The sequence below is a fragment of the Chryseobacterium sp. MMO-72 genome, assembly GCF_037146035.1.
In the GTDB taxonomy this organism is placed as follows: domain Bacteria; phylum Bacteroidota; class Bacteroidia; order Flavobacteriales; family Weeksellaceae; genus Chryseobacterium; species Chryseobacterium indicum.
The window spans coordinates 371879-397263 of sequence record NZ_JBBCWG010000002.1 but is presented as its reverse complement, the minus strand read 5'-3'; the positions used below and the strand labels follow the sequence as shown (position 1 = coordinate 397263).

The 25385-nt window shown below is 35.0% G+C and carries 23 protein-coding genes; 11 read left to right on the top strand and 12 right to left on the bottom strand.

Annotated elements, in window-relative coordinates; translation table 11 throughout:
• Positions 1-123: 123 nt before the first annotated feature.
• From WFH39_RS04375 to WFH39_RS04365, 3 genes are all read right to left on the bottom strand, one after another.
• Positions 124-363 (bottom strand): hypothetical protein, encoded by a 240-nt coding sequence (locus WFH39_RS04375; RefSeq protein ID WP_235130786.1) that lies wholly within the window; start codon positions 361-363, stop codon positions 124-126.
• Positions 364-426: 63 nt separating this feature from the next.
• Positions 427-1293 (bottom strand): sigma-70 family RNA polymerase sigma factor, encoded by an 867-nt coding sequence (locus WFH39_RS04370; protein WP_027385416.1) that lies wholly within the window; start codon positions 1291-1293, stop codon positions 427-429.
• Between the two features lie 391 nt (positions 1294-1684).
• On the bottom strand, positions 1685-2476 hold the full coding sequence (locus WFH39_RS04365; protein ID WP_336688953.1) for a S1/P1 nuclease: 792 nt from the start codon (positions 2474-2476) through the stop codon (positions 1685-1687).
• Positions 2477-2686: 210 nt separating this feature from the next.
• On the opposite strand from WFH39_RS04365, the gene WFH39_RS04360 reads away from it, so the two are divergent.
• From WFH39_RS04360 to WFH39_RS04345, 4 genes are all read left to right on the top strand, one after another.
• Positions 2687-3703, top strand: a complete 1017-nt coding sequence (locus WFH39_RS04360; RefSeq protein WP_336688952.1) for a type VI secretion system baseplate subunit TssG — start codon at positions 2687-2689, stop codon at positions 3701-3703.
• A 56-nt stretch (positions 3704-3759) separates the two neighbouring features.
• Positions 3760-4674 carry a TssN family type VI secretion system protein gene (locus tag WFH39_RS04355; protein ID WP_087710225.1) on the top strand — a complete coding sequence of 305 codons (915 nt, stop codon included), beginning with the start codon at positions 3760-3762 and terminating at the stop codon, positions 4672-4674.
• Positions 4675-4684: 10 nt separating this feature from the next.
• Positions 4685-5824 (top strand): hypothetical protein, encoded by a 1140-nt coding sequence (locus WFH39_RS04350; protein ID WP_336688951.1) that lies wholly within the window; start codon positions 4685-4687, stop codon positions 5822-5824.
• Positions 5825-5965: 141 nt separating this feature from the next.
• Positions 5966-7144, top strand: a complete 1179-nt coding sequence (locus tag WFH39_RS04345; protein ID WP_336688950.1) for an aminotransferase class V-fold PLP-dependent enzyme — start codon at positions 5966-5968, stop codon at positions 7142-7144.
• Between the two features lie 558 nt (positions 7145-7702).
• Here the strand turns inward: WFH39_RS04345 and WFH39_RS04340 are convergent.
• On the bottom strand, positions 7703-8356 hold the full coding sequence (locus WFH39_RS04340; RefSeq protein WP_108410401.1) for a metal-dependent transcriptional regulator: 654 nt from the start codon (positions 8354-8356) through the stop codon (positions 7703-7705).
• Positions 8357-8440: 84 nt separating this feature from the next.
• On the opposite strand from WFH39_RS04340, the gene WFH39_RS04335 reads away from it, so the two are divergent.
• Positions 8441-9472, top strand: coding sequence for a threonine aldolase family protein (locus WFH39_RS04335; protein ID WP_336688949.1), 1032 nt, complete (start codon positions 8441-8443; stop codon positions 9470-9472).
• A 45-nt stretch (positions 9473-9517) separates the two neighbouring features.
• On the opposite strand, the gene WFH39_RS04330 is transcribed toward WFH39_RS04335, so the two are convergent.
• The gene (locus WFH39_RS04330; RefSeq protein WP_336688947.1) at positions 9518-10021 is read right to left on the bottom strand and encodes a hypothetical protein; all 504 of its coding nucleotides are present in this window, start codon (positions 10019-10021) and stop codon (positions 9518-9520) included.
• Positions 10022-10163: 142 nt separating this feature from the next.
• Positions 10164-10742: a YdeI/OmpD-associated family protein gene (locus WFH39_RS04325; protein ID WP_336688946.1), complete on the bottom strand. Its 579-nt coding sequence runs from the start codon at positions 10740-10742 to the stop codon at positions 10164-10166.
• Positions 10743-11331: 589 nt separating this feature from the next.
• Between WFH39_RS04325 and WFH39_RS04320 the strand changes: the two genes are divergently transcribed.
• Positions 11332-12012 (top strand): XRE family transcriptional regulator, encoded by a 681-nt coding sequence (locus tag WFH39_RS04320; protein WP_336688945.1) that lies wholly within the window; start codon positions 11332-11334, stop codon positions 12010-12012.
• Between the two features lie 695 nt (positions 12013-12707).
• Here the strand turns inward: WFH39_RS04320 and WFH39_RS04315 are convergent.
• Positions 12708-13163, bottom strand: a complete 456-nt coding sequence (locus WFH39_RS04315) for a PA2169 family four-helix-bundle protein (RefSeq protein ID WP_214589775.1) — start codon at positions 13161-13163, stop codon at positions 12708-12710.
• Positions 13164-13316: 153 nt separating this feature from the next.
• On the opposite strand from WFH39_RS04315, the gene WFH39_RS04310 reads away from it, so the two are divergent.
• Together WFH39_RS04310 and WFH39_RS04305 are read left to right on the top strand one after the other, a co-directional pair.
• Positions 13317-14114 carry a Cof-type HAD-IIB family hydrolase gene (locus WFH39_RS04310; protein WP_235130777.1) on the top strand — a complete coding sequence of 266 codons (798 nt, stop codon included), beginning with the start codon at positions 13317-13319 and terminating at the stop codon, positions 14112-14114.
• A 133-nt stretch (positions 14115-14247) separates the two neighbouring features.
• A complete protein-coding gene (locus WFH39_RS04305; RefSeq protein WP_214589777.1) occupies positions 14248-14418 on the top strand; it encodes a lmo0937 family membrane protein in 171 nt (56 codons plus the stop codon).
• A gap of 92 nt (positions 14419-14510) precedes the next feature.
• Here the strand turns inward: WFH39_RS04305 and WFH39_RS04300 are convergent, their stop codons facing one another.
• The 3 genes from WFH39_RS04300 to WFH39_RS04290 all read right to left on the bottom strand — a co-directional run bounded on the left by WFH39_RS04300 (position 14511) and on the right by WFH39_RS04290 (position 19699).
• Positions 14511-15083: an OmpH family outer membrane protein gene (locus tag WFH39_RS04300; protein WP_214589778.1), complete on the bottom strand. Its 573-nt coding sequence runs from the start codon at positions 15081-15083 to the stop codon at positions 14511-14513.
• Between the two features lie 161 nt (positions 15084-15244).
• Entirely contained in the window at positions 15245-18430 is a 3186-nt protein-coding gene (locus WFH39_RS04295; protein WP_336688944.1) for a TonB-dependent receptor, read from the bottom strand.
• Between the two features lie 279 nt (positions 18431-18709).
• On the bottom strand, positions 18710-19699 hold the full coding sequence (locus tag WFH39_RS04290) for an aldo/keto reductase (RefSeq protein WP_336688943.1): 990 nt from the start codon (positions 19697-19699) through the stop codon (positions 18710-18712).
• Positions 19700-19840: 141 nt separating this feature from the next.
• Between WFH39_RS04290 and WFH39_RS04285 the strand changes: the two genes are divergently transcribed.
• Both WFH39_RS04285 and WFH39_RS04280 read left to right on the top strand, forming a co-directional pair.
• A complete protein-coding gene (locus WFH39_RS04285; RefSeq protein ID WP_336688942.1) occupies positions 19841-21118 on the top strand; it encodes an NAD(P)/FAD-dependent oxidoreductase in 1278 nt (425 codons plus the stop codon).
• A 67-nt stretch (positions 21119-21185) separates the two neighbouring features.
• Positions 21186-23030: a chloride channel protein gene (locus WFH39_RS04280; protein ID WP_336688941.1), complete on the top strand. Its 1845-nt coding sequence runs from the start codon at positions 21186-21188 to the stop codon at positions 23028-23030.
• Between the two features lie 78 nt (positions 23031-23108).
• Here the strand turns inward: WFH39_RS04280 and WFH39_RS04275 are convergent, their stop codons facing one another.
• Together WFH39_RS04275 and WFH39_RS04270 are read right to left on the bottom strand one after the other, a co-directional pair.
• Positions 23109-23921, bottom strand: coding sequence for an anti-sigma factor (locus WFH39_RS04275; RefSeq protein WP_336688940.1), 813 nt, complete (start codon positions 23919-23921; stop codon positions 23109-23111).
• Between the two features lies 1 nt (position 23922).
• A complete protein-coding gene (locus tag WFH39_RS04270; RefSeq protein WP_336689059.1) occupies positions 23923-24489 on the bottom strand; it encodes an RNA polymerase sigma factor in 567 nt (188 codons plus the stop codon).
• 247 nt (positions 24490-24736) lie between these two features.
• Between WFH39_RS04270 and WFH39_RS04265 the strand changes: the two genes are divergently transcribed.
• Positions 24737-25306, top strand: coding sequence for a fasciclin domain-containing protein (locus tag WFH39_RS04265; protein WP_235130769.1), 570 nt, complete (start codon positions 24737-24739; stop codon positions 25304-25306).
• Positions 25307-25385 lie beyond the last annotated feature (79 nt).

The following is a 25385-nucleotide window of genomic DNA, read 5'->3' as shown; positions in this document are numbered from 1 at the left end:
TACTTTAATGCTTCCATTAGAATTCCTTATTTCAAGTCGTTCTTTTACTTTTTGTTTTGTATCGTAAGAATATTTATAGAATACGCCTGGAAAATCCTCATAACTTTTAGTAAGCTGAATAATCTATTTATTGATTGTCAGAATAAAAATTTCGTCATCCAGAAAAACAATATCTGCTTTTCTGTAGCTTATTTTTGAATAGCCTTCTATCTCGGCTTCCACATTTCGAACTAAAGTATATTCTCTGTCTCTGATGAAATCAAAAAAACGTTTCTGTTTATTTTTATTTAAGAAGTAAACGAATATATTCCCGAAAATAAAAATCAGGATAATTCCTCCGATAAAAAGTTGTGATTCATTCATTTAGCAAAAATAAAAAAGCGGAACCTGAAAATCAAGCTCCGCGTAATATTGTTTCGTTAAAAATTACTTCCCTAAATAAGATTTTAAGATCTTACTTCTGGTGTTATGCTTCAATCTCTTGATCGCTTTTTCTTTGATCTGACGAACTCTCTCTCTTGTAAGATCGAAAGTTTCCCCGATTTCTTCTAAAGTCATCGGATGTTTTCCGTTCAGTCCGAAGTATAATCTTACCAAATCAGCCTCTCTCGGAGTTAAAGTATTCAATGCTCTTTCGATCTCAATTTGAAGAGATTCAAGCATTAAGTCTTTATCCGGACTTGGAGATTCTCCTGAACGCAATACGTCATAAAGATTAGAATCTTCACCTTCTACCAAAGGTGCATCCATCGACAGGTGTCTTCCGGAGTTTTTCATCGATTCTTTGATATCTTCCTCGCTCATGTCAAGAACTTCCGCCAATTCTTCCGGAGAAGGTGGTCTTTCGTTTTCCTGCTCAAGGTGAGCGTAAGCTTTGTTGATTTTATTGATGGAACCGATCTTATTTAACGGCAATCTTACAATTCTCGACTGTTCTGCCAAAGCCTGTAAGATCGACTGACGAATCCACCAAACCGCGTAAGAGATGAATTTGAAACCTCTAGTTTCATCATACCTTTTTGCCGCCTTCATGAGTCCTAAGTTACCTTCATTAATCAAATCGGGTAAAGAAAGACCTTGATTTTGGTACTGTTTAGAAACGGATACCACGAAACGAAGGTTGGCTTTAATTAATTTTTCTAATGCTGCTCTGTCGCCTGCACGGATTCTCTGTGCCAAATCTACCTCTTCGTCCGCAGTAATTAGTTCTACCTTACCAATTTCCTGCAAATACTTGTCTAATGAAGCAGTTTCCCTGTTGGTTACCTGCTTAGTGATTTTTAATTGTCTCATCTATTTTATCCTCAAAAAAGAGTTTCTATTATATTATACGTATGAAACAGCAAAAAGGTTACACCGGTTACAAAATATTTTCATTTAATTAAACTTAATTTGAAAAAATAGTTGTAAATTATCGCTCTCACTTCACAGAACAGCGATTTTAGGGCTTTTAGAGGTTCAATAAATTTTAAAAACTTTTTGCATAAAGGTTTTTTGCGTTCGCAATGTATGTTCAAATCTTACCAAGAAACAAATCTTTCAATATACTTTTCTAGATGCTTTCAGCATGACAAGTATTGTTAATATTTGTTATTTAAAATAAAAAAAGCGAAACAAAAGTTCCGCTCTATTATTTAAAGGTGAAAATAAATTGACTTTTAAAATTCTCCATTGACAATTCACTTTAAAAAAGGTCATTCAACAATTTTGCCAGTCTCAGACCTCCGTACAAAAGCTGTCTTTCCATTGTATCATTAAATTTGTACTGATAATCGTAAGACAGTTTAGAATCATTCGGCGTCTGTGCGTAGATTCTGTTGGCAATTTTGTGAGAATCGTACAACCAGTCTTCTAAAGTTCCGGTCTGGATCTGTTTTACTTCATCATCAGACTTGATGTCCAGCAATTTTGCATATTCTGTGTAGCTGTATTTCTGAGAATCTACTAATTTTCCGTCCCAGACAGAGTGCAAATTGGATTTATCTCCGAAATATGTCACATTAATTTTGTTTCCTCCCAAATCTTCTGCTCTTCCTACGTGTAAAGGCTGCGAAAGATCTCCCATCATGTGAATCAGGAAAATTAAAGCGATTTTTCTGTCTTTCTCAGACGTTTTTTCGTCTTTGATCTGGCTGGATAATGTTTTGATCTGGGTGTATAAACTTGGTCCCGCCTGAGCTTTCAATTTTTCTTCAAATACTTTAAAATCCGTCTGCGGATCGATGTTTACATAATGCCACGCTGAAGTTTCCTTCCAGACTCCTGTAGTATCAGATTTAATGAAATCCGGCCAGTTTGCCCAGTACGCAAGACGTTCTCTCCCCATCATTTTTCTGATCTCTCTTTTTGCCTTTCCGGAAAGGTGATTTTCTGCGATCTCTGCAATAATTCTGTGTCCCGTTAATCCCCACGCATAAGAATAAAGCGAAGATGCGATGAATGCTAAAACCAGCATTTTAGAATAAATACTTTTCATTGTAAAATAACATTTTCAGGGGTCAAAGATACGGTTAATTTAAGGTTTAGGTTAAGCCTTACTATAAGGAATTTAAAAATTAACGTAATCTTAAACATAATCTAATATTATTTCGGATTTTAAAGCCTGTTTAGATGTTCTAATTTTCATAAATTTCGCATTTAAGATTCATATTATTCTTTTAAATTCTGAAAATTTAGTATATTTAGTATGAATTTAGTGGAAGAATATTTTTTCAATAATTCGAGATATACTATTTTTACAAGCCAAATCACAGGAAAAACCATGTATGAGAATAATATTGTAGATATGCAATACAATAAGCTGCAGACCGACTTCAAAGCGGAAGCTGTGGCTGTTAATCTTTTAAAATACCACAGAGCGGTAAGCAATATTTTTATCGACAGGATCGGGATTAATGACCGTGCTTATTTAAAGGATATTAAAAGTATTTCTAGCGATTATCTGGGTTTTGACGAAGAAGTTTTTACCATAGAAACCTATCGGGAAGGGATTTATGATTATCTTCCCGAAGGACTTTTTCATCCGCCTTCTTTAGGCGCTTCCCGAAAAAATGTAGACACCGTTGTCCGCGAAATCCGCAAACAGAAAAGAGTGGAAGAGGATGCCCGAAAGTTTTTCAAACCTTTTGAGCTGGAAATATTTTTTACGGAGATCAGTGCTTTACTGAAAGAATTTGACTTTGACATTTCCAGCGATACAGATACTCTTCTGGAAACCGTAAGTGAGCTTTGGCCTTTGATTAATCAGTTAGACAAGAAAAACGCCTGTATTTTTATTTACATTTTACCTTTCTTTCATCAGATCAGAGGAAATAAATCCTGGTTTGAACGCTGCATGACCGCATTTTTACAGACTCCTGTAAAAGTAACTTTTGCCCCTAATATTATTGACGGAGTGGAAGAGGAAGACGATTCTATGCTGCTGGGAAATTCCAGATTGGGAGTTACTTATATTCCGAGCGGAAAACATATGGACGGACAGAGAAACTGGGTAATAAACATCGGACCAATTCCTTACACCGAAATGAAAAAATATATAGACGGAAGTCCGTTCCGGAAAATATTGCAGGCAATGTATGATTATTTCCTGCCTGTAAGTGTGGATGTGGAAGAAAATTTCATCACAGAAAAACAGGATTATTCTTTTGCACTGGAAGATGATGATAGAAATGCAAACCGGCTCGGTTACTCTACCTTTCTGTGAATTTTTTTAACTATATTTACAATCACCAAGAAAAATATTAATTCGAAAAAAGACAAATGGAAATTTCTTCAGTAAAAGGAATCTTTTTAAGGTATATTCTTATGCCTTTATTTGCGGTTATTATGATGGTCATTTTAGGAATCATCAGAAAAAACAAACCCGCAATTAAGATCAAAACCATTATCATCTATGTTCTGCTGTGCAGTTTATGCCTTGCCATTCCGGGTATTTTCGGGTTTGCAGGAAATTTATTCAATCCTTACTGGTATTTAATTGCCCAGATCATTTATCTTATCTTAGGGATTATTCATGTTAATTTATCAGACCGATATTTCAAAAAACATTTCAGTTCTACCACAAAAAGTATTTTGTTTGAATCGATTCTTTCTTTAACGTGTATCGGATTCGGAGGGTATCTTTTTTACCTGATTTTCGGCTGGATGAGTCGTGGAACCGGTTATCCGATTATGGCAGCAACGAGTATTTTCATATTTATTGTTCCTCTTGTTTTTCATTACTGTTATGTCCAGTTAATCAGCATTCCGGTGGATATTTATAAAACATGGAGGTATTCTCCGGAACAGAAACTTCCGGATTTTGAAGGGGCTGATTTCGACAGATTAATGGTTTTGAATGTAGAATTAAGCAAAAATCTTGAGGATTCCAACAGATTCAGAATTAAAGCGAAAACTTTACCTACCGGAATTACTTTCGGGGACTGGTTTTACAGAGTTGTGGACGATTATAACCACAAAAATCCCAATTCTGTTATTCATCTTACGGATGAAACCAGAGAATCGTATTACTGGATCTTTTATACCAAAAAATCATTCTTCAGCTTCAGAAAATACATTGATTTCGATCAGGATATTACAGAAAACAGAATTTCTGAAAACGACGTCGTGATCTGCAAAAGAGTGATCCAGCATGAAGAAGAAGGCGTAAGAAAACCACAGCAAAACACCATCTAAAATATTGAATATGATACAGCCTATAAAGCATTTTGCCATTAATTGGGTTGACGGGATGAAGGTTTCCCAGAGACATCTTAATGATCAGGATAATTTTTTAATCGATACCATCCGAGATTCCAATTCTTTAGGAATCACGACCTATAATTACGGACTTTTACCGATCTCGAATAATTTTACCGACCGAACTATTTTTGATGTTCATAATACCGCAACCAATGATGTTCAGTTGGTTATCAAACATTGCAGCGCAGTTACGATGGCGGGTTACAGAATTGAACTGAACGACAGGAGAGTGAGCGTAAAATCTCTGGCAAAATCCATGCATGAGGAACAGGCAGACGGAGAATATTACATCCTGATTTCGGTGAATCCTTTTGATAAAGTTCCTTTTGGAGATATCGATCCGGAGGAAATTCCGCCCCGTCATCCGAATGCACAATCGAATCACCATATCGAACTGCTTCCCGTAACATCCCTGAACAGCAGTTATTCGGGAGGAAATTATTTAATCATCGGGAAAGTAGATTTAAAAGGAAATATCGCGCAGGTGGATTCTAACTTTATTCCGCCATGCACATCAATTCAGAGTCATCCTGCCTTGCTGGATTATTATAACAATTTTGCAAAATCTATTGGGAATTTACAGCAGTATGCTTTTAAAATTATTCAGAAAGCATCTCATAAAAATCAGAATACGGCATTGGCACAAAATGTAAAATTCCTGTGCAATACCATGATCGATACTTTCGGAGATATGTATTTTCAGTTCAGAAATATTACGCCTTATCAGCCGCCTGTATTTTTAATTGAATCATTTGCAAAACTCGCGCTCCGACTGTATAATGCAACTCAGGTTCTGGTTCCTGCAGAATTGGAAGAAATGCTGAATTACAGCCTTGAATGGAGTGAAATTGCTCCTCATACCTTACTTAATCAGCTATCAATAGTTGCCGAAACCAACTACGATCACCACAATTGCGGAGAACCGTTCCTTTACATTCAGCAGATGCTGCGAAGTCTCGAAACGATCTTTGCCAAACTGAGTGAACTGGATTACATTGGTCAGAGAAAAGAAAATATTATCGTTAACGAGCAGGAAGTGTCCAATAATAATAACCCGAAACGAGGGTGGAGCGTGTTGGATTAATGCCGAAACATATTTAAAAATACAAATCCCGATATGATAAATTCGGGATTTTTTGTGTAAAATTGTCAGACGTTAAATTTCTTTGGAAATCAAATTATTGAAAATGATTATTCTTTCGTCAGAATTAAAAAGTAATAAAAAATGAATGCAGCTAAAATAAGAGAAGATATAAGAGGTCTTTCGGACGGAAAAATTTTCATGAATAATGCCGGATCTTCATTAATGCCTTCAATCGTCGTGGACTCAATGATTGATTATTTAAAGCAGGAAGAACAATTCGGAGGATATGAAGTAGCCAACAGAAATGCTGAATTATTAGACGAATTTTATAACGAAACCGCAAAACTGATTAACTGTAAACCTTCCAATATCGCCTTTGCAACAAGTGCGACAGAAGCCTTTGCAAAGGCATTATCAAGCATTGTTTTTAAAGAAAATAATGTCATTATCACAACGGTTGATGATTATATTTCCAATCAGATTACCTTTATTTCGCTTCAGAAAAAGTTAAATATCAAAATCATCAGAACAAGAAATCTTTCCGACAATGAGATTGATCTTGAAGATCTTGAAAATCTGATCAGAAAATACAGCCCGAAATTAGTTGCCGTTACGCATATTCCCACCAATTCGGGACTGATTCAGAATGTTGAAGGAGTCGGCAAAATCTGTAAAAGATATAATATTTTGTATTTGGTTGATGCCTGTCAGTCTGTCGGTCAAATGGTGGTTGATGTCGAAAAAATAGGCTGCGATTTTCTGACGGCAACAGGAAGAAAATTTTTGCGCGGACCGAGAGGAACAGGGTTTTTATATGTTTCGGATAAAGTTTTGGAACAGAATTACGCACCTTTGCTGTTGGATATGAGAGGAGCGAACTGGACGGAATACAATGATTATGAATTGTTTAAAACAGCCAAAAGATTTGAGCACTGGGAAATTTCCTATGCTTCTTTATTAGGAGTTAAACACGCCATACAATATGCCAACAATATCGGATTGGATAATATTGAAGCATACAATAAGATTTTATCTGAAGAATTACGAAACAGACTCAAAGACAGCGGCTTTAAAGTTTGGGATTGGGGAAATCATCTGAGCAGCATTGTTACATTTTCCGGTCCGGATGGAGATCTGGAAAATATTCAAAGAGTTTTGAAAGAAAATAATGTCTTCTTTTCCGTAACGTATAAGAATTCAGCGTTAATTGATTTTACGAAAAAAAATATCAACGGAATCGTGAGATTATCACCACATTATTTCAATACTTTGGAGGAGATTGAAAAGGTTTCTGAGATTCTGAAGAATAGTTTAAAATAATAACCTCAGTTCGGAATAAGAAAATAAATTTAAATAATTGATTTATAATATTAAGTCTGTTTAAACTTTTATTTAACCGCAAAAGCCACAAAAGATCTACTAACTTTTTTATTTAAAGTTGATCATTATCAATGAAAAAGCTCACAATAGTTTTTAAAAATCTTTGATTTTTATTCTTTTGAGCGCTTTGATTATTCTGGAAATTCGCTTTAACATTATCTTTTGTCCCTTTTGCGGTTTTAGTTTAAACAAGTTTATTATATTAATTTATCGCAAAGGAAAACAAAGATTTGTTTTAATTATTGAAAGTTGGTAAGCTAAACAAAGGCACTTCGTTTATTTAAAAAAGACAAAAATGGAATTACTTTGATAAGTTTTACGCCTTTGTATATCTTAAAAGCTGAATTCCTGATAATTGAATCTCTTTGTTTAACCTTGCATTTAAGAAGACTTATCCTGAACTCAGGTAAAATAATATTTATCTTCTTCGACAAGCTTAGAGAAACACTTAAAATCATCAAAATGAACTTTTCAAAGCATTTATTTACTGGTGAAAAATTATTTCTTCACCAATATTTTTTCCGTTGCTTTTTTGCTTAAAACTTCTTGTTTTCCTTCAATTTCGATGGTTACGGATCTGTCAAAACTTTCAATTTTAATAATTTTGATTTTTTTATTCAGAAGCAAATTTCTTTCCGTGAGGTAATTTAAGAAAGCATCATCAGAAAGTGTAACCGATGCAAAAACAACCGTTTCACCAACTTCACAGTTACTTAGCTTTTGCAAATCCTGCGCAATAATATTTCCGTCTTTATCGGGAATAGGTTCTCCGTGAGGATCGAATTTCGGATAATCCAGGATTTCGTCCATTTTGTCAAAGAAAACGGTAGAGTGGACGTGTTCCAGCTGTTCCGCTATCTCATGAACATTTTCCCAGCCAAAATTCATTTTTTTCACCAGAAACATTTCTGTAAGACGGTGTTTTCTTACAACCAGAGAAGCTTCCCGACGACCTTTATCTGTAACAATCAGCGGTTTGTAAGTTTCGTAAATTACCCAGCTTTTGTCTGCAAATTTCTTCATCATATTGTTAACGCTGGGCATTTTTACGTTCAGAAATTTGCTCAGTTCGTTAATCGTCACTTTTCCCTCATGGTCAACCAGATGAAACAAAGCTTTCAGATAATTCTCTTCTGTTAATGTATTTTTCAAAATGTTAGATGATATTCTGTACAAATCTAACAAAATATTATGAATAAATTAGGCACTTTCGGCGAACTTTTTTAATTTTACTCTATGAAATTTTCATTCAAAAACGACTATTCAGAAGGTTGTCATCCCAATATTTTAAAAGCTCTTACAGAGCATAATCTCGATCAGCAAGCCGGTTACGGAGAAGACCTGTATTCTTTAGAAGCAAAAGCACTGATAAAAGAAAAAATCGCAGGTCCGGATTCTGAGATCTATTTTGTTTCGGGCGGAACGCAGGCAAATCTTATCGTTATTTCTTCGGTTTTAAGACCTTATCAATGTGCAGTTTCTGCATCGACAGGACATATTCTTAACAATGAGACCGGAGCAATTGAAGCAACGGGACATAAAATTCTGAGCATTGAAAAAGCAGACGGAAAATTAACTCCGGAAGACATTATTCCGGTTCTTGAGAATCATAGAAACGTTCCGCATCAGGTAATGCCAAAGATGGTTTATATATCGAATTCTACAGAGTTGGGAACGATTTATACCTTAAAAGAATTGGAAGAACTTTCTACATTCTGTAAAGAAAAAGGTCTTTATCTTTTCATGGACGGTGCGAGAATGGGACACGGTTTAACCTCCGAAATCAGCGATCTTACGCTGGAAAAAGTGGCAGAGCTGACTGATATTTTTTATCTGGGGGGAACCAAAAACGGAGCTTTAATCGGGGAAGCAATTGTCATCAACAATAAAGATTTACAGCAGGATTTTGCATTCAATATCAAACAGAAAGGAGCGTTGCTTGCCAAAGGAAGACTTCTGGGAATTCAGTTTTTGGAACTGATGAAAAATGATCTGTACTTTGATCTGGCAAAGCACGCCAATTCGCAGGCGATGAAGATGAAAAATGCGATGAAAGAAAGGGGAGTACAGTTTTTATCTGATACATACACCAATCAGATTTTCCCGATTCTGAGCCATGATCTAATTGAAAAATTATCTGAAAAGTTTGAATTTTATGTCTGGAAGAAAATCGATGACCATTTTTCCGCTGTCCGACTCATCACTTCCTGGAATACAGATGATGAAGCCGTAAACAGTTTTATTGAAATTATTAACAAAGAATTATAAAAAAATGCAACCGATTTTGGTTGCATTTATATTATTGCAGACTTCTTATTCTAAAGCCTTTGTAACCGTATTGCAATCAGCGGTTTTAAGGTTTCTGCCACCTTCATATTTTATCTTTTTTTCACTGGCGTATTTTGTTCCGGTTTCAGCATCCCGTTCGCCGATTCCTTCCATTAAGCCGTCTTTGGTCTGTATAAAATAGATGTCGTTTTTATTTCCTGAAACCCCTTCAGAAGCAAATTCATACGTCAGTTTAAGCGTATCTCCAGATTTAATTCCGCTTAAAGTACCTTTATTGCTGTCTTTTTCGCTGTTTTTGGTCGCCATTTTTCCGGTGATGGTTCCCAGATTATCGTCAATGCTTACAAAAACGGTATCTTTTCCGGTAACTCCCATGTAACAGAATGATTTTGCACCCAGTGTATCCGTAATCTTTTCTGTTGTCGCAGCGGTATCCGCAGAAACTTCATTAGCAGCCGGAGCTTCCGGTTTTTTGTTGCAGTTAAGCAATATAACCGATAACGAGCCTATTAAAAGGATTTTTTTCATAACCTTATCATTTTATAATAAATTATTGATCTTACTAAAATACTAATTTCCGAGCTACTTTAATTTTAAATTTTATTGAAATAATGATTTATTGTTAATTTCTAAACAATAAAGTTTTACCCTAAAAGCCTTATTTAAAAATTTAATCATTTAAACCTTTTCCGTTAAGAATTTCCGGAATGTATTTTTCAATTCTGGATATTCTGGTTTTTGGTTGTTTTGCTGAGGAAAAATAGAGTAGATATGCCCGTTGTCTTCCCGGAGTTAATGCTTCAAAAGCTTTCTGAAGTTCCGGATTTTCATTTAGTTTTTGAGCAAATTCTTCAGGTACGCTGAATTCATTTGTCCTTTTCATTTCAACCTTCACTCCGGATTCTTCAATTTCCACCGCTTCGAATATATAATCGTTTAAAACATGCTCTAAATCAATGATCTGTTGCAGGTTTGTAAAGCGAATCTGTCTTGCAGCCTGTACATTTTCAGTCTGTTGAATCAAAATATTTTCAGCATCCTTCATCAAAGCACCTTTGAAAAAGAGGAGTGCACAATATTCTTTAAAACCATGAATCAGGAAAATATTTTTTCCTTCATATGTATAACACGGACAGCCCCATTTTAAATCTTCTGTAAGCTCAGTTTTCAAGGCAATTGTCCTTAATTTTTCAAATTCTGTCTGCCATTGTCCGGCTTTATTAAAAAAGAAATCAACTTTTGGATTCATATATTATGATTGGTAGTTATACAAATTTATACAAAATCAAATTTATTCATTTTTAGATTTCGATACTAAAAGATGTTTATGTTTATAAGATTATTTAGATCCTCAAAATCAGATAAAATGTAAAATATGCGCGAGACAGAAGCATACCTTTTTAATGCGCATAATTGTCATTGTAAATTATCCAGATAGCATAGGTAGAGCTTTGTTTAATAATGCTTTAAAACGCCTGAATATCGATGAATAAAGAATTTATTAATAGAAAATATAATTTCAGAATACTCTATTTGATGAATAAATAAAAATCCTATAATTTATATTATGTTAAATTGTAAGTGTTTTAGGAATTTATTGAAATGGTAAATCCGCTATATTTTTTTCATGATCCGATTTTTTAAAATTAGAACTTACTATAATGCTTAATCCAAAATCCGTCCTTATTATTTGTATCCAAAACTTTCTTTAAAAGTTTTAATCTCACGTTTGACAGCCGACTCTAGCGAAATATTTTTTCAAAAGAATTTATCCACAACTGCCCTAAAACTTAGGATTCTCGGACAAACTTGTGTATTTTTACACTTTAATTTTTTATATGTCGATTTTTTCAGAAAATATCAGACTTTTACGTGCCAAATTAGGAAAAACCCAGCGCGAATTGTCTCAAAAAATACAGATCACAGCTTCCAGATACAGTTCTTATGAAAACGGAAAATCTAAACCTCCGGTTGATGTTTTAATAAAAATTTCGAGAATTTTTAACGTTAGCATTGATCTGCTGCTGTCTGTAGATTTAACAAAACATGCACTTGAAGATATGCTGAAACTTCCTGATAACCGCATTGTTCTGCCTGTAATGGTAGATCAGAACGGCAATGAAAGCATTGAAATTGTTTCACAGAAGGCTTCTATGGGTTATTTAACGGGTTACAGCGACCCAGATTATATTGAAAGTTTACAGAGAATTTCTCTGCCGTTTCTTAAAAACGGAAAATTTCGGGCATTTCCTGCGGATGGAGATTCTATGCCTCCCTTTAAGAACGGTTCATACATCATCGGAAAATATGTGGAAGGTCTTAATGATCTGAAATCCGGTAATACTTACGTTTTCATTACTTTAAACGACGGTATTACTTACAAACGTCTGAAATCTATAAATGAAAATTCTTTAACAGTTGCCGCAGATAATACATTTTACGAACCTTACGAAATTCCTTTGAATGAAATTGTTGAAGTGTGGCAGTATGCAACAGGAATTTTCCCAGAAGATTTTTAATTAAAACCAGACTTAACCAAATAGAGCAACTTGGTACTGGTTTTCAGTACTGCTCTATTTTCATGAAACTGAATGATTTTTTTGTGAAATATTATGTTAAATTACGGTTCCTGTTAAATGACGAGTAATGTGATAATGAGATTTACTTCGACTTTAAAAAGCGGTATCTTTTTTTGTACTTTCTCAAAAAAAACACCACCCTTTTACAAGAGTGGCATGTACCTAATTTTAAAGCAGAATTAAATATAGAGATGAATAAATAAAACTTTTTGTTAATTATTTTATTCCCTAAATTCTATAAAATGATAAAACCTGTATTTTATACATCACTAATGTATGAATAATTTTAATAATAAGAAAAGAATTTAATGGAAAATTTTCTTAAATTTCTTTGATGCCTTAATTCTGTATTTAATAATGAATGTATTTTACTTTTATTGAAATTATATCTTTTTGATAATCATTAATTTATCATAATAAATAACTCTTCTGTTATCTCTATTCTACTCAATATAAAAGAAGTCAGATTTGTCCAAAACAATCAAAAAAAGATGATTTTATTCAATCTTTGGTGATTTTTAATCCTCAGAATTCTCCAAAAAAAGCCGTCAGTTATCAATTCTAATTTTTTTTTCAACATTTTTATACTAAAAAAACTTCCCGGTTTGGAAAGTTTATGCTTTTAAAAAGATCAATTAATTTTTGTAATTGCTCATTCCTTTAAATTCATGATAAGAATCTTTAATATGCTTGAGTTGTTCTGAAACGATTTCTCTGCTTTTTTCACTTAGTTTTCCGGTGTCGATTGCATTTTGGTAAGCGTCAATTGCTGCTTTTTCGCCGAAAATTACGTTTTCAATGGTGGATTCTTCCGTATTTCCAATGGTAAAAGAATTTTTAATATCAATCCATGTTCTGTGTAGCGTTCCGGCGATAGAGGGTGAATCGTTCGCTTCTCCTCCATGTTCTGTGATGAGATCAATAAGTTCATTTTTCATGACCTTAGAAAGAGAATTCATTCTGGCATATTCTGATTTTACGTCCGGATAACTTTCCCATATTTTACCTTCCACCTTAGCAAAACCTTTTATTCTGTCGTTGGTAATGTGCACGAGATCATTCAAAAGATCGATTTCTTCCTGATTTTTCATAATATTATTTTTTGGTGTGGTAAAAACTGTACAAGAATTATACCTTACAGATTCTGCAATAATTCAGTTTTAATTAAAATACGACATCATAAAACAAAATTATATTGTTGTATTTTTGTTATACAACTTAAACGATTAAATCATTAAACTTCAATGAACACCCAAGATCACAACATTAAAGCGGTATTTTTCGACATAGACGGAACTTTATTAAGCTTTAAAACAGGAAAAGTACCCTCTTCAACTCAAAATGCAATTCAGAAACTCAGAGAAAAAGGAATAAAAGTAATTATAGCAACGGGAAGATCAATCAATTCTCTGCATCATATCGATCATCTGAAGTTTGACGGCTTTATCACTTTTAACGGAGCATACTGTATCACAACATCCAACAAACTGATTTCCAGGTATACAATAGATCCTTCCGACATCAAAAGTCTGATTAATTATGCTAAAAATATTCCGTTGAGCTATTCTTTAATGTATGAAGATAAGGTTGAAATAAATGATGCAACGCCGGAAGTGGTGGGAATGTATTCTCATATTAATATTCCTGTTCCGCCCATTCATGATAAAGAAAATATTGATGTTGAGAATGTGCTTCAGGCTAATATTTTTCTGAAACCGGAGGCTGAAGCCACATTTATGAAAGAAGTAATGCCGAAAAGCATATCTTCCAGATGGACTCCGCTTTTTGCCGATGTAAATCCCGGAAACATCAGTAAACAGACCGGAATTGAAAATTTCTGCAGACATTTTAATATTGATGTTTCAGAAACCATGTCTTTCGGAGACGGCGGAAATGATATTTCTATGTTAAAATTTACAAAAATCGGCATTGCAATGGGAAATGCTAATGACAGCTTAAAAGAAGTTGCAGACTACATTACAGAAGATGTTGACAATCATGGAATTGAAAAAGCTTTAATTCATTTTGGGGTTCTGAATTAAATTTCATTTACACCTTTATTTTTGAAGTAAAATATTCACTTTTCATAATATGTGGTATATATTTTTAAGCTGTTTTTAATAAAAAGGCATAATATGTGTATCTACTTTATCAAATCACTTAAAATTTTTAATTATGAGAAGTATATTATGGTTAGTCGCAGTCATTTGTATTGTGGTATGGCTTTTAGGAATGTTAGGAGTCGTTCCGGGAATGAGTACAGGATATCTGGTTCACGTTTTACTGGTTATTGCCATTATCGTGGTACTGTATAATCTGATATCAGGCCGAAAGCCGCTCGATTAGATCGATGTAGAACAATGAAATAAAAGCTGGAAATTAAATATTTATAATTTCCAGCTTTTTTTATTTTTCAGATGAATATTTTTCCAGAAAAATTATTTAGAAGCAGGTTTCGCAGCAGTTGCTGTAGCTCCAAGTTTAGATTTTACAGTCGGAGTAATATCTTCTCCTCCATCCATATAAGCAACCTGACTGTTTCCCTGAGAAGGTGCGATATCAAAAACATAAGCCAATCCTTTTTCTTTCGCAACAGTAGCAATCATAGAGCTTACCTTTTTCTGAATAGGAGCGAATAATTCGGTCTGTTTTTTAGAAATTTCCTGCGCAGCTTTTGTTCTGGAAGATTCAATATCTTTACCTAAAGTCTGCAATTCTGTCTGAGCTGCCGTTAATTCCTTAATTACAGTTTCCTTATTTGCTTCACTTATTGTCTTTTCCTTATCCTGAGCTGCTTTTAGTTTCGTCTGGTAAGAAGTAATCATTTTTTCAATCTCACCCTGCTTTGTTTTTGTGAAAGTATCTAATGATCCTTCTGCTGTTTTAGCTTCAGGAAGATTCGCAAAAATGTCATCAGAATTTACGTGCCCGATTTTTTGCTGTGCACTTACCATGTTAGACGTAAGGAAAAGTCCTGCCGCTAAAGAAAATGTTGTGATAAACTTTTTCATCTTTATTTAATTTTTATTTTCGTTTCTAAAAGTCAGCAAATATAATAAATATAACTAAATGCTTAGTTATATTAACAGTAAAAGAAGCCCGAAAAAAAAACTTCGGACTTCTTCTTGAAAGAATCTAATAAGTCTATATTATGTAAGAAATGAAAATACTGTTAAAAATTATAACGGATTCCCAGCTGTGCCTGAAATCTCGACGCAAACTGATCGATGGTGTAAGGCAGCCCGGGTGTTCTGAAGTTATACGTTGGATCTCCTGCAGAAGGCTGTCCGGAGGCAATATTTCCGACCTTCGTTAAACCTACACTTGCAGTTGAGTTGAATGTATTTGGTACGAAATAAACTTTTCCCCAGTCTTTGTTTAACAAATTCGTTAAATTGATGATACTTAATGAGATCTGAAGCGTATTTTTAGATTTTTCGCTTAATCTTATTTCATCCATTATTCTGAAGTCAGCCTGAATATTCCAAGGAGTGAAATCTCCGTTTCTTTCTGTGAATTTTCCTCTTCTGCTGTTTAAATATGTATTACTGCTGATGAATTTCTCGTAATCGGCAACCTGCTGAGCTGTAGTAACCAGAATATTTCCGGATCCGTCTTTAATCGGAGCGATATATTTCGTTGCTTCAGCTGCATCTTTGAAAATATAAGCTAAACCTGCTGCCTGTCCTGTATTGGCAATGGTACTGTTTACAAATCCCCAAGAGAAAGGGTTTCCGGATTGTGCATTGAAATAAACATTCGCCGATAACCTGTTCGACTCAGAAAGTGGCAAAGTATACCCTACATTTGCAACAACTCTGTTTTTAATTGCAAAATTAGAAGTTGATAATTTGGGATCATTTGGTGTTAAAGACTGGTTCATTTGCCAGTTACTTTCCATAGAATTTCTGATCCCGTTTGTAATGTCTTTCGCATCACCATACGTATATGCAACGAAGAAATTTAAGCCAAAATTATAAGATTTCTGAAGCTGGGCTGTTAAATTGTATCTGTATCCTTCTTTTGTATTGGAAAGCATATAAGCATTAGAGAAGTTACTGTTGATGTTTGTTGTGTAGACCGGCATTTCGTGATTGGTATCATAGCTGAAATACGTCACGTTATCCGTTTTATTAACCTGCTGGAATTTAAGATCATATAAAACTTTTGTGTAAATTCCTTCTAATGTAAATTTATATCCTGAAACGGTATAATCAAAAGCTAATGAACTTCTCCAGACTCTTGGCATTTTGAAGTTATTATCAATTAAATCGACCTGAACTTTTGATGAATTCTGCCATTTCGGAAAATTTGAGCTTACCAGAGGATCTCCGTTTGTTGCCAATTGTGCGGCAGTTGGCGAATTATAATCATAACTTCCGAATCCAACTCCGTCATTATAATAAGCATAACCCAGCCATGCAAACGGAATTCTTCCCACAAAAATTCCTGAACCTCCTCTCATTACTAAAGATCTGTTTTGGGTAAGATCTAAATTGAATCCTAATCTTGGCGAGATGGTCGGTTTGTTCAGATAATTGTTCGTTAGCTGGCTTAGCGGTGTGTAAGTATATGTATTTCCGTAGTTTGGATCTGCAGGAGAGCTGGTTACTTTAGGACTTAGCCTCGGCTTATCAGGTAAATCTGTATAATCAACTCTTACTCCCGGAGTTAACCTTAATCTTCCTAAATTAATTTCATCCTGAAGATATGCTGATAACAAATTGACTTTATAGCTTGCATAAGGATTGTTAAACAAATCATCTCTGTTTTGACCTGTTAAAGAATACGTTCCCCTGATTCTCGCAGGATTTGAATTATAAAAATCATTTAAACTTTTATAAGAAATTCTTCCGTTTAAAGCATTCACAAAACCGTAATCGATGTTGTACAATTCATTGTGAGTTCCTAATAAGAACGTGTGATGACCTGTTTTGTACGTTAAGTTATCCGTGATTTCAAAAGTTTTCTGCTTCATATTAAAAACCGTTGCTTCCCTGTCATTTCCTAATAAAATAGTTCCTCCGTTGTAAGAAATTTCAACCTGTGGAAACATGGCATTTTGAGAAGTCGGATCTCTGTAATCGTGAATTGAAGAATATCCTAAAACTAAGTTGTTATTCCATTTATCATTAAAACGGCTTTTTAGCTCTAAAGTTGTGGTAGAAGACGTATTTTTCTGAATAAAATCCATGCTTGAAAAACGGAAGTTTGCACCGTCTCTTTCAAGGTTTGAAGCCTGTGAAAATACCGTATTGTTTTTAATGGATAAAGTATGTTTATCGTTAATTTTCCAGTCCAGTTTATTGAAAAGTTTTCCGCTTTCAGAAAAATTATTGTAATTATTGAAACTTCCGGCATCAAAGCCATATTTGTTTTTAACAAAAGCTGCAATTTGCTGAGCCACATCATTACTTACCAGAGCTCCCTGATCTCCTGCGTTATAGAAAACAGGATCTGTTCTTTTTGTATATTCTATATTACTGAATAAGAAAAGTTTATCTTTCACAACCGGTAATCCTACTCTGCCTCCGTAAATAAAATCTTCGAAAGAACCTGGCATTTTAGAATTGTCTCCCACTCTGTTATTTCCTGTAATAGCTGCATTTCTTCCGTACATGTACAAAGAGCCTTCCACATTATTGCTTCCGCTTCTGGTAACCGCATTAATACTTCCGCCCAGAAAATTTCCTAATTTTACATCGTAAGGAGCGATGTAAACCTGCACATCCTGAATAGCATCCAAACTGATGGAATTCGAACGCGTGCTGCTTCCCGGCATTCCCGAAGTTCCTGTTTGTCCGCCTAAAGAAGGGCTGAATCCGATCGCATCGTTGTTAATAGAACCGTCAATTGTTACGTTGTTATAGCGGAAATTTGTTCCGTTGAAGGAGTTATTGGCACTTTGGGGAATCAGCTTCGTAACATCCTGGATTCCTCTGTTGATATTTGGAAGGTCAGAGATCTGTGCCTGACTGATTCCGACACCGAATTTTGCAGCGGTTGCTCTTTTGGAAGTCAGTTTTACTTCATCGATAATCTTTTCTTTGCTTCCCACTTCTACCACCGGAAGATCATTGTTTCCTAAAGAAAGCTGTACATTGCTGTTGGAATAAACCACATTTGCACCATCCATTACCTCAATGGTATAAGGTCCTCCGGGTTGAAGATTGTCCAGACTGAACTGTCCGTTTTTGTTACTTTTTGTTTCGAAACTGCTGTTAGTCGGTATATGGATTACTTTGATGGTCATTTCGGAAGTTGTTCCTTTTAATCTTCCGAAAATTTTTGAACTGGTTTCCTGCGAAAAGGCTAAACTAAAAGAGAGTAAAGCTACAGCACAGATAAGTTTTTTCATTTTTTATACTTTCAAAATTCTACCGCAAAATTATCCCGAAGTAGACTCCTTGTGCGTTAACATACAGATAACATTACATGATAAAATGCTTAATAATTTCTTAAAAAAAAATTAAAAAGATTTATTTGGATAGATCATTTTAATTTTAATAAATCTTAATTTTTAGTTAAAACACATCTGTTTATGGATGTTTTAAGCTTTAATCTTTATTTAAGTTTCTATTAATTTTAAATTTTTATCTAAAAAAAGCCTCTCAGTCGAGAGGCAGCAGGAGTTTATTTAATAAGGAACCTGAGCTTTTTCATAGATCAGTCCTTCGGATTTCAGCTCTTTCCAGAAATCTGCCGGAATCTTTTCATTCAAAGCCTTTACATTGTCTTCCACCTGTTCCGGCTTGCTTGCTCCGGGAATAATAGAGGCAAACTCATCGGCGGCCAAAACAAACTGCAGTGCGGCGTGTGTAATGGTTGTGTTGTATCTTTTCGCTATTTCATCAATTTTTTCACGTTTTTCTTTCATTCCTTTCGGGATCACATCCTTATAGTTGTAACGATCTCGTCCATTGATAAAACCTGAATTATAACCTGCGCCGGAAACCAGCTTCACTCCTGCTTTCCTTACCGCTGGAAGCAGTCTGTCGACCGCATCTTCATGTTCCAGAATAGAATATTGCGTTGCAGAAAGACAAATATCCGGATCTGCGGAATCCAGACAATCCAGAATCGGCTCAATTTTATTAACGCCCATTCCCCATGCTTTAATGACACCCTGATCTCTCAATTCCGATAAAACTTTAAAAGCGCCTTCTCTCGCCTGTTTTAAAAAATAAGGATAACGGTCTCCCACCTGATCTTCCGACAAATCATGTACATAAACAATATCAATATGGCTCAATCGTGTTCTTTCAAGACTTTCTTCAATAGACCTTTTTATGGCATCTGCTGTGTAATTGTGTTCAAAATCATAATTTAAAGGCGCTTTCCACATCGTTGGCGGAACTTCATCTTCCGGAACTTCCACAAATAAACGCCCGACTTTCGTGGATAATACAAACTCTTCCCTGTTCTGCCCGTGGAGAAAATTTCCGAATCGTCTTTCACTTTTTGTTAATCCGTACCACGGTGAAGTATCGTAATATCGTATGCCGAGATCCCATGCTTTTTGAAGAACTTCGTAGGATTCACCGTCTGTTAATTTGTCAAAAGCTGTTCCGATGGCTACTCCGCCTAATCCGAGCCTGTGTTTTTCCTTTAAAACATCTGTTTTCATATTGTTGTAAAATTTGGTTGTTCTAAAGGATACAAACATCGTGCTGATAATTTAATCATAAATCTTTATGTATAAATACCACAAACCTTGCATTTGGCTTTATTATTGAATAAAATAGGTTACCATTTCAATCACATACATATGAAAAAGCACATCGTAATCGTAGGAGGAGGTTTTGCAGGAATTAATCTTATAAAATCTTTGGTTAATGATAAAAGATTCAGAATTACTTTAGTGGATAAAAACAATTATCACTTCTTTCCGCCATTGATTTATCAGGTTGCGACATCATTTATTGAGGCTTCGAATATCAGCTATCCATTCAGGAAATTACTTTCAAACTATAAAAATGTAAATTTCCATATGGGAAGTCTTGTTAACGTGGATCATGAAAATAATATTCTTGAAACCGATACGGGAAATCTGCATTATGATTATCTGGTTCTTGCTTTGGGAACGGAATCTAATTTCTTCGGAATGGAAAATGTAAAAAAATGTTCTATTCCCATGAAAACCATAGATGAAGCACTTTATTTAAGAAATTATATGCTTTTAACCCTGGAAGAAGCTGCGAGAAACAAAGACATCAAAGAAGCACAGAAACTTCAGAATATTGTGATTGCAGGAGGCGGACCGACCGGAGTGGAACTTGCGGGAATGATTGCGGAAATGGGAAGCTATATCGCTGAAAAAGAATACCCTGAAATTAAACTCAGCCTTTCCAGCATTTATTTAATTGATGCACTTCCGACTTTACTTTCTCCGATGAGCAAGATGGCTCAGGAAGCTGCCCACGATCAGCTTAAAAAGTTAGGGGTAAAAATTATTTTAAATACAGCCGTAAAGGATTATGTGGATGGAAAAGTAATTTTAGGAGACGGGAACACCATTGAAACAGAAACATTAATCTGGACTTCAGGTGTTATCGGTCGTGAAGTTCCCGGAATTCCGGCAGAGAGTTTAGGTAAAGGAAGAAGAATATTAGCAGATGCTTATAATAAAGTTCAGGGAATGAAAAACATCTACGCATTAGGCGATATTGCATTGCAGTTCTCCGATGAAAATTTCCCGAAAGGACATCCGCAGCTGGCTCAGGTTGCGATTCAGCATGCCAGAAATTTAGGCAAAAATTTAAAAAGAATTGAAGAGGAAAAAGTACTCACTCCTTTCAAATATAATGATAAAGGAAGTATGGCAATTATTTCGAAATTTAATGCAGTGGTAGATCTTCCCAAGTTTTCATACAAAGGATTTATGGCATGGTTAACGTGGCTTTTTATTCATATTATTCCGCTGATAAGTTTTGGAAGCAGGGTGCGTCTGGCTTTCAACTGGTTAAGATTGTTTATTACCAACAATCCTTCCATCCGTCTTATTTTAAGACCTAAAAAGGAAAATGCATTTCACACAGAATTTTAAATTTCATGATTTATTTCATAACTTTACGGAACTGTAACAATTCGGTTACGGTCTAAAATTCCCAAAAGTGAATATTCATAACAGGAAAAAGTTTCTGAGCTTTCTGAAGTTCAAAAGAGACTTTCAGAAGTATGGACTTGAAAAAGCGCGCAGCTACGAACTCATTTTACATTGGCTAAACAACAGACTCAGCAGAAATCAGTTTTTGGTGTTGTCCGGAATTATTGTTGGCTGTTCGGCAGGTTTGGCAGGAGTAATTCTTAAAACTCTTGTTCATAACATTCACCATTTTATTACCACAAAAGTTCATTTTGAATACCAGATTCTATTCTATATTATTTTTCCGTTTCTGGGAATTGTTTTAACGACGAGCATCGTTTTAACGATATTTAAAGGTCAGGACAGAAAAGGAATCGGTGCGATTTTATATGAAATTGCACAGAATTCAAGCATTGTTTCTTCCGTTAAAATGTACTCGCAGATTGTACAGAGCGCTATAACAGTAGGATTTGGTGGTTCTGCAGGTCTTGAAAGTCCGATTGCAGTAACCGGAGCAGCCATCGGTTCCAATTTTGCGCAGACCTATCGTCTCAGCTACAAAGAAAGAACCCTTTTACTCGCTGCAGGAGCCACTGCCGGAATCGCTTCCGCTTTTAATGCACCGATTGCCGGAATTATGTTTGCTTTTGAAATTCTTTTAACGGGAGTTGTTTTTACAGACTTTATTCCTTTGGTTGTAGCAGCGGTTTGCGGAAGTTTACTGTCGAGAATTCTGCTTCAGGAAGATGTCCTTTTCAGGTTTTATACAAGAGAAGCTTTTAATTATAAAAATGTACCGTATTATCTTATTCTGGGAATTGTTACAGGTTTATACGCAAGATATTTTGTGGTGATTTCCCAAAAAGTTGAACATTTCATCAAAGGGCTGAAAATGTCCAGACTCCGAAAGGCAATGTTTGGCGGAGCTGTTTTGTCTTTGCTTTGTGTGCTTTTTCCACCATTATTCGGAGAAGGCTATGATACGGTGAAAGCTTTTACCAACGGAAATACCCACAATATTATTCAGAACAGTTTTTTCAGATATTTTGAAATCAAAGATTTTACGATTATCATTTTTTTAATCCTGGTTTTATTGCTGAAAGCTTTTGCAACTTCTTTCACTATTTTCAGTGGCGGAAACGGCGGTAATTTTGCCCCTTCTCTTTTTGCGGGAGGAACGGTAGGTTATCTTTTTGCAGTTGTCTGTCAGCAGATTGGCTTTACAGAAGTTCCTGTTACGAATCTTGTTCTGGTAGGAATGGCGGGAGCCATGAGCGGCGTAATGTATGCTCCTCTTACGGCTATTTTCCTGATTGCAGAATCCAGTTTTGGATATGATCTTTTTATTCCGCTGATGATTGTTTCCATTATTTCTTATCTGATTGCTAAATGGTTCTCTCCTATTTCTCCGGAACTGAAATCTTTGGCAGATCAGGGGAAAATTTTCACGAATAAGCATGATAAAAACATTCTTTTCTCTTTAAAAACAGAAGAATTTATCGACAGATATTCTCAGACTATTAACGAGAATGCTCCTGTTACTGAATTATTTGAATTGGTAAAAAGCGGAAATAAAAATATTTTTGCGGTAATAAATGAAGACCAGGTTTTAAGAGGAATTTTAACACTGGATGATATCAGACCTTACTTATTTAGCAATGATGAAGTTTCTGCCACAATTATTCAGATCATGAAAGCACCTCCTGCAATTATCCGTCCGGAAGATCAGCCTCTTGAGATCCTTCAGACCTTTGATGATACGGGTGTCTGGAATTTGCCAGTTGTAGACGATAATAATCAATTTATAGGATTTATATCTAAATCAACGATATTAATGAGCTACCGACAGCTTTTAAAAGAATATTCCGAATAGGATTTTTTAAAAATATTTTCATCATCAACAAAAAAGACCGACATTTCCGTCGGTCTTTATATTTTAATTTTTATTGAATTAAACTCCTCCCATCACATACATATTTTCCATTGTAGGAACCGGACTTCCGCCCTTTTTTTCCAGTGTAATGGCAAAAGCCTGAGCATTGGTGATGTTGGCAAGAGCAATCTTACTGTCTTTTTCTTCAGTGTACATACCTGCATCCACAGGTTTTCCGTCTGCAATTGCCCAAAGCTGATACTGCATTCCTTCCGGAGCTTTTGGTAAACTTTCGGCATCGAGATAAACATCTTTGGTCTTGGTATCCCAGAAAACCATTGCTTTGGAATCGGTGTGTTTTTCTACACCTTTCAGTTTTACCATTTTCATATCAGGATTGGAAATCATTTCCATTTTCTGATTCATTCTCTGCATTGCAAGATTCTGAGCATTTTTCTCAGTCTCCATTTTTGCAATGGCTGCTTTTGTCTCTTTCTGGCTGTTCATCCAGAAAATATTTCCGCCAACGCTTACCAGAAGCAGAACCGATGCTGCAACGGTATATACTTTCCAGTTATTATTTCCCTGAATTCTTATCTCTTCCTGTGGTTTTGCTGCAGGAATATCCGCAGAAAATACAGGCTTTTCTTCTTCTTCAACAGTCTGTTCCTGCTGAATTCTGTTCCAAATCTTTGATTTTAAATCTGCCGGAGGTGCGACTGCCTGTGCCGTTGCAAGATCTTCCAGTGTTTTCTGTGCTTCTTCAAAAGCAGTTTTTACTTCTGCATTGTTTTTCATCACACACTCCAAAATACCCGCCTCCTCAGGAGAAGCAAGACCTAGAATATAAGATTCTATGATTCCGGATGATATGTATTCTTTAGTGTTCAATTTATTGATAATCTTTTAGCAAATCTTTTAATTTCATAAGTGCATTCCTCATTTTAGTTTTAACCGTTCCCAGCGGTATCTTCAGTTTTTCGGATATTTCATTTTGTGTATATCCCTGATAATACGCGAGATCGATAAGTTCCTTTTTGTCAGTTTCCAGACTTTCAAGCACACTGGCAAAACCGATGTAATCGGAAGAGTTGTTGGTTGTTGAAAGCTCTGCAGAATTATATACGAAATCCGGAAGCGATTGGTTTTTCAGTTCATTCTGAAAACCTTTGGATTTTAAATAATCGATCGCTGTATTTCTTGCTATATTAATCATCCAGGTATAAAACCTGCCCTTCGAAGCATCATATTGGTGGATAGAATTCCATATTTTAACAAAAACGTCCTGAATGATCTCTTCTGTATATTCCTTAGACTGAACAATTCGAAGAATTACTCCGTACAACGCACCTGAATAGTGATCATACAGATGATGAAAACCGGTTTCGTTTTTTTCTTTTAATAAAACGATTAGCTGCTCTTCAGAATATTTTGTTTTAATAGTAAATTTTTTACCCACCAAAAATAACAATAATATTAATCATAACCAAATTTTAAAAATTCTTTTAAATCCTTATTAAATGTAGGTATATGTTAACAGATTATGAATAATATTCCACTATATTAAAATAAAAACAAAATTTAATACACTGTTTTTCAATCGATTGTGATTTTTATTCAATTTTTTAAATCCAAAATAAAACCGAGTTCGTAAATGATTTTAAGAACAGACAAATCAAATAATTTATCATTAAAAATCAAAAGAAATGAATACAAGATCAAAAATCGCAGTTTTAGGAATGGTGGCTTTATCATTCGCTTTCAGTGGAAACGCAACAGCACAGACAATGAAGGAAAAAACAGTAATGGTTGGCGGAGCGCCGATGTATCCTTCAAAAAACATTATCGAGAATGCAGTAAATTCTAAAGACCACAAAACATTGGTGGCTGCCGTAAAAGCTGCAGGTCTTGTAGAAACTTTACAGGGAGCAGGACCTTTCACAGTATTTGCGCCTACAGATGCAGCTTTTGCAAAACTTCCAAAAGGAACAGTAGCAAATCTTGTAAAGCCTGAAAACAAAGAAATGCTTACAAAAATCCTTACTTACCACGTTCTACCTGGAAAATACAGCTCTAAACAGGTTTGGGCAGCTGTAAAAGCAGGAAACGGTAAAGCAATGATGAAAACAGTAGAAGGTGAAGAACTTACTTTCTGGGCAAAAGGTAAAAATCTTTATGTAAGAGACGCTAAAGGGAACGATGCAAAAGTAACCATTGCAGACGTTAATCAATCCAACGGTGTAATTCATGTTATCGATACGGTATTAATGCCATAATAATTTTTAAGTGTGAGAAACAGCATAATATTTATGCTGTTTTCTTTCAAACTTATCTAAAAACACATTAACAATAAAT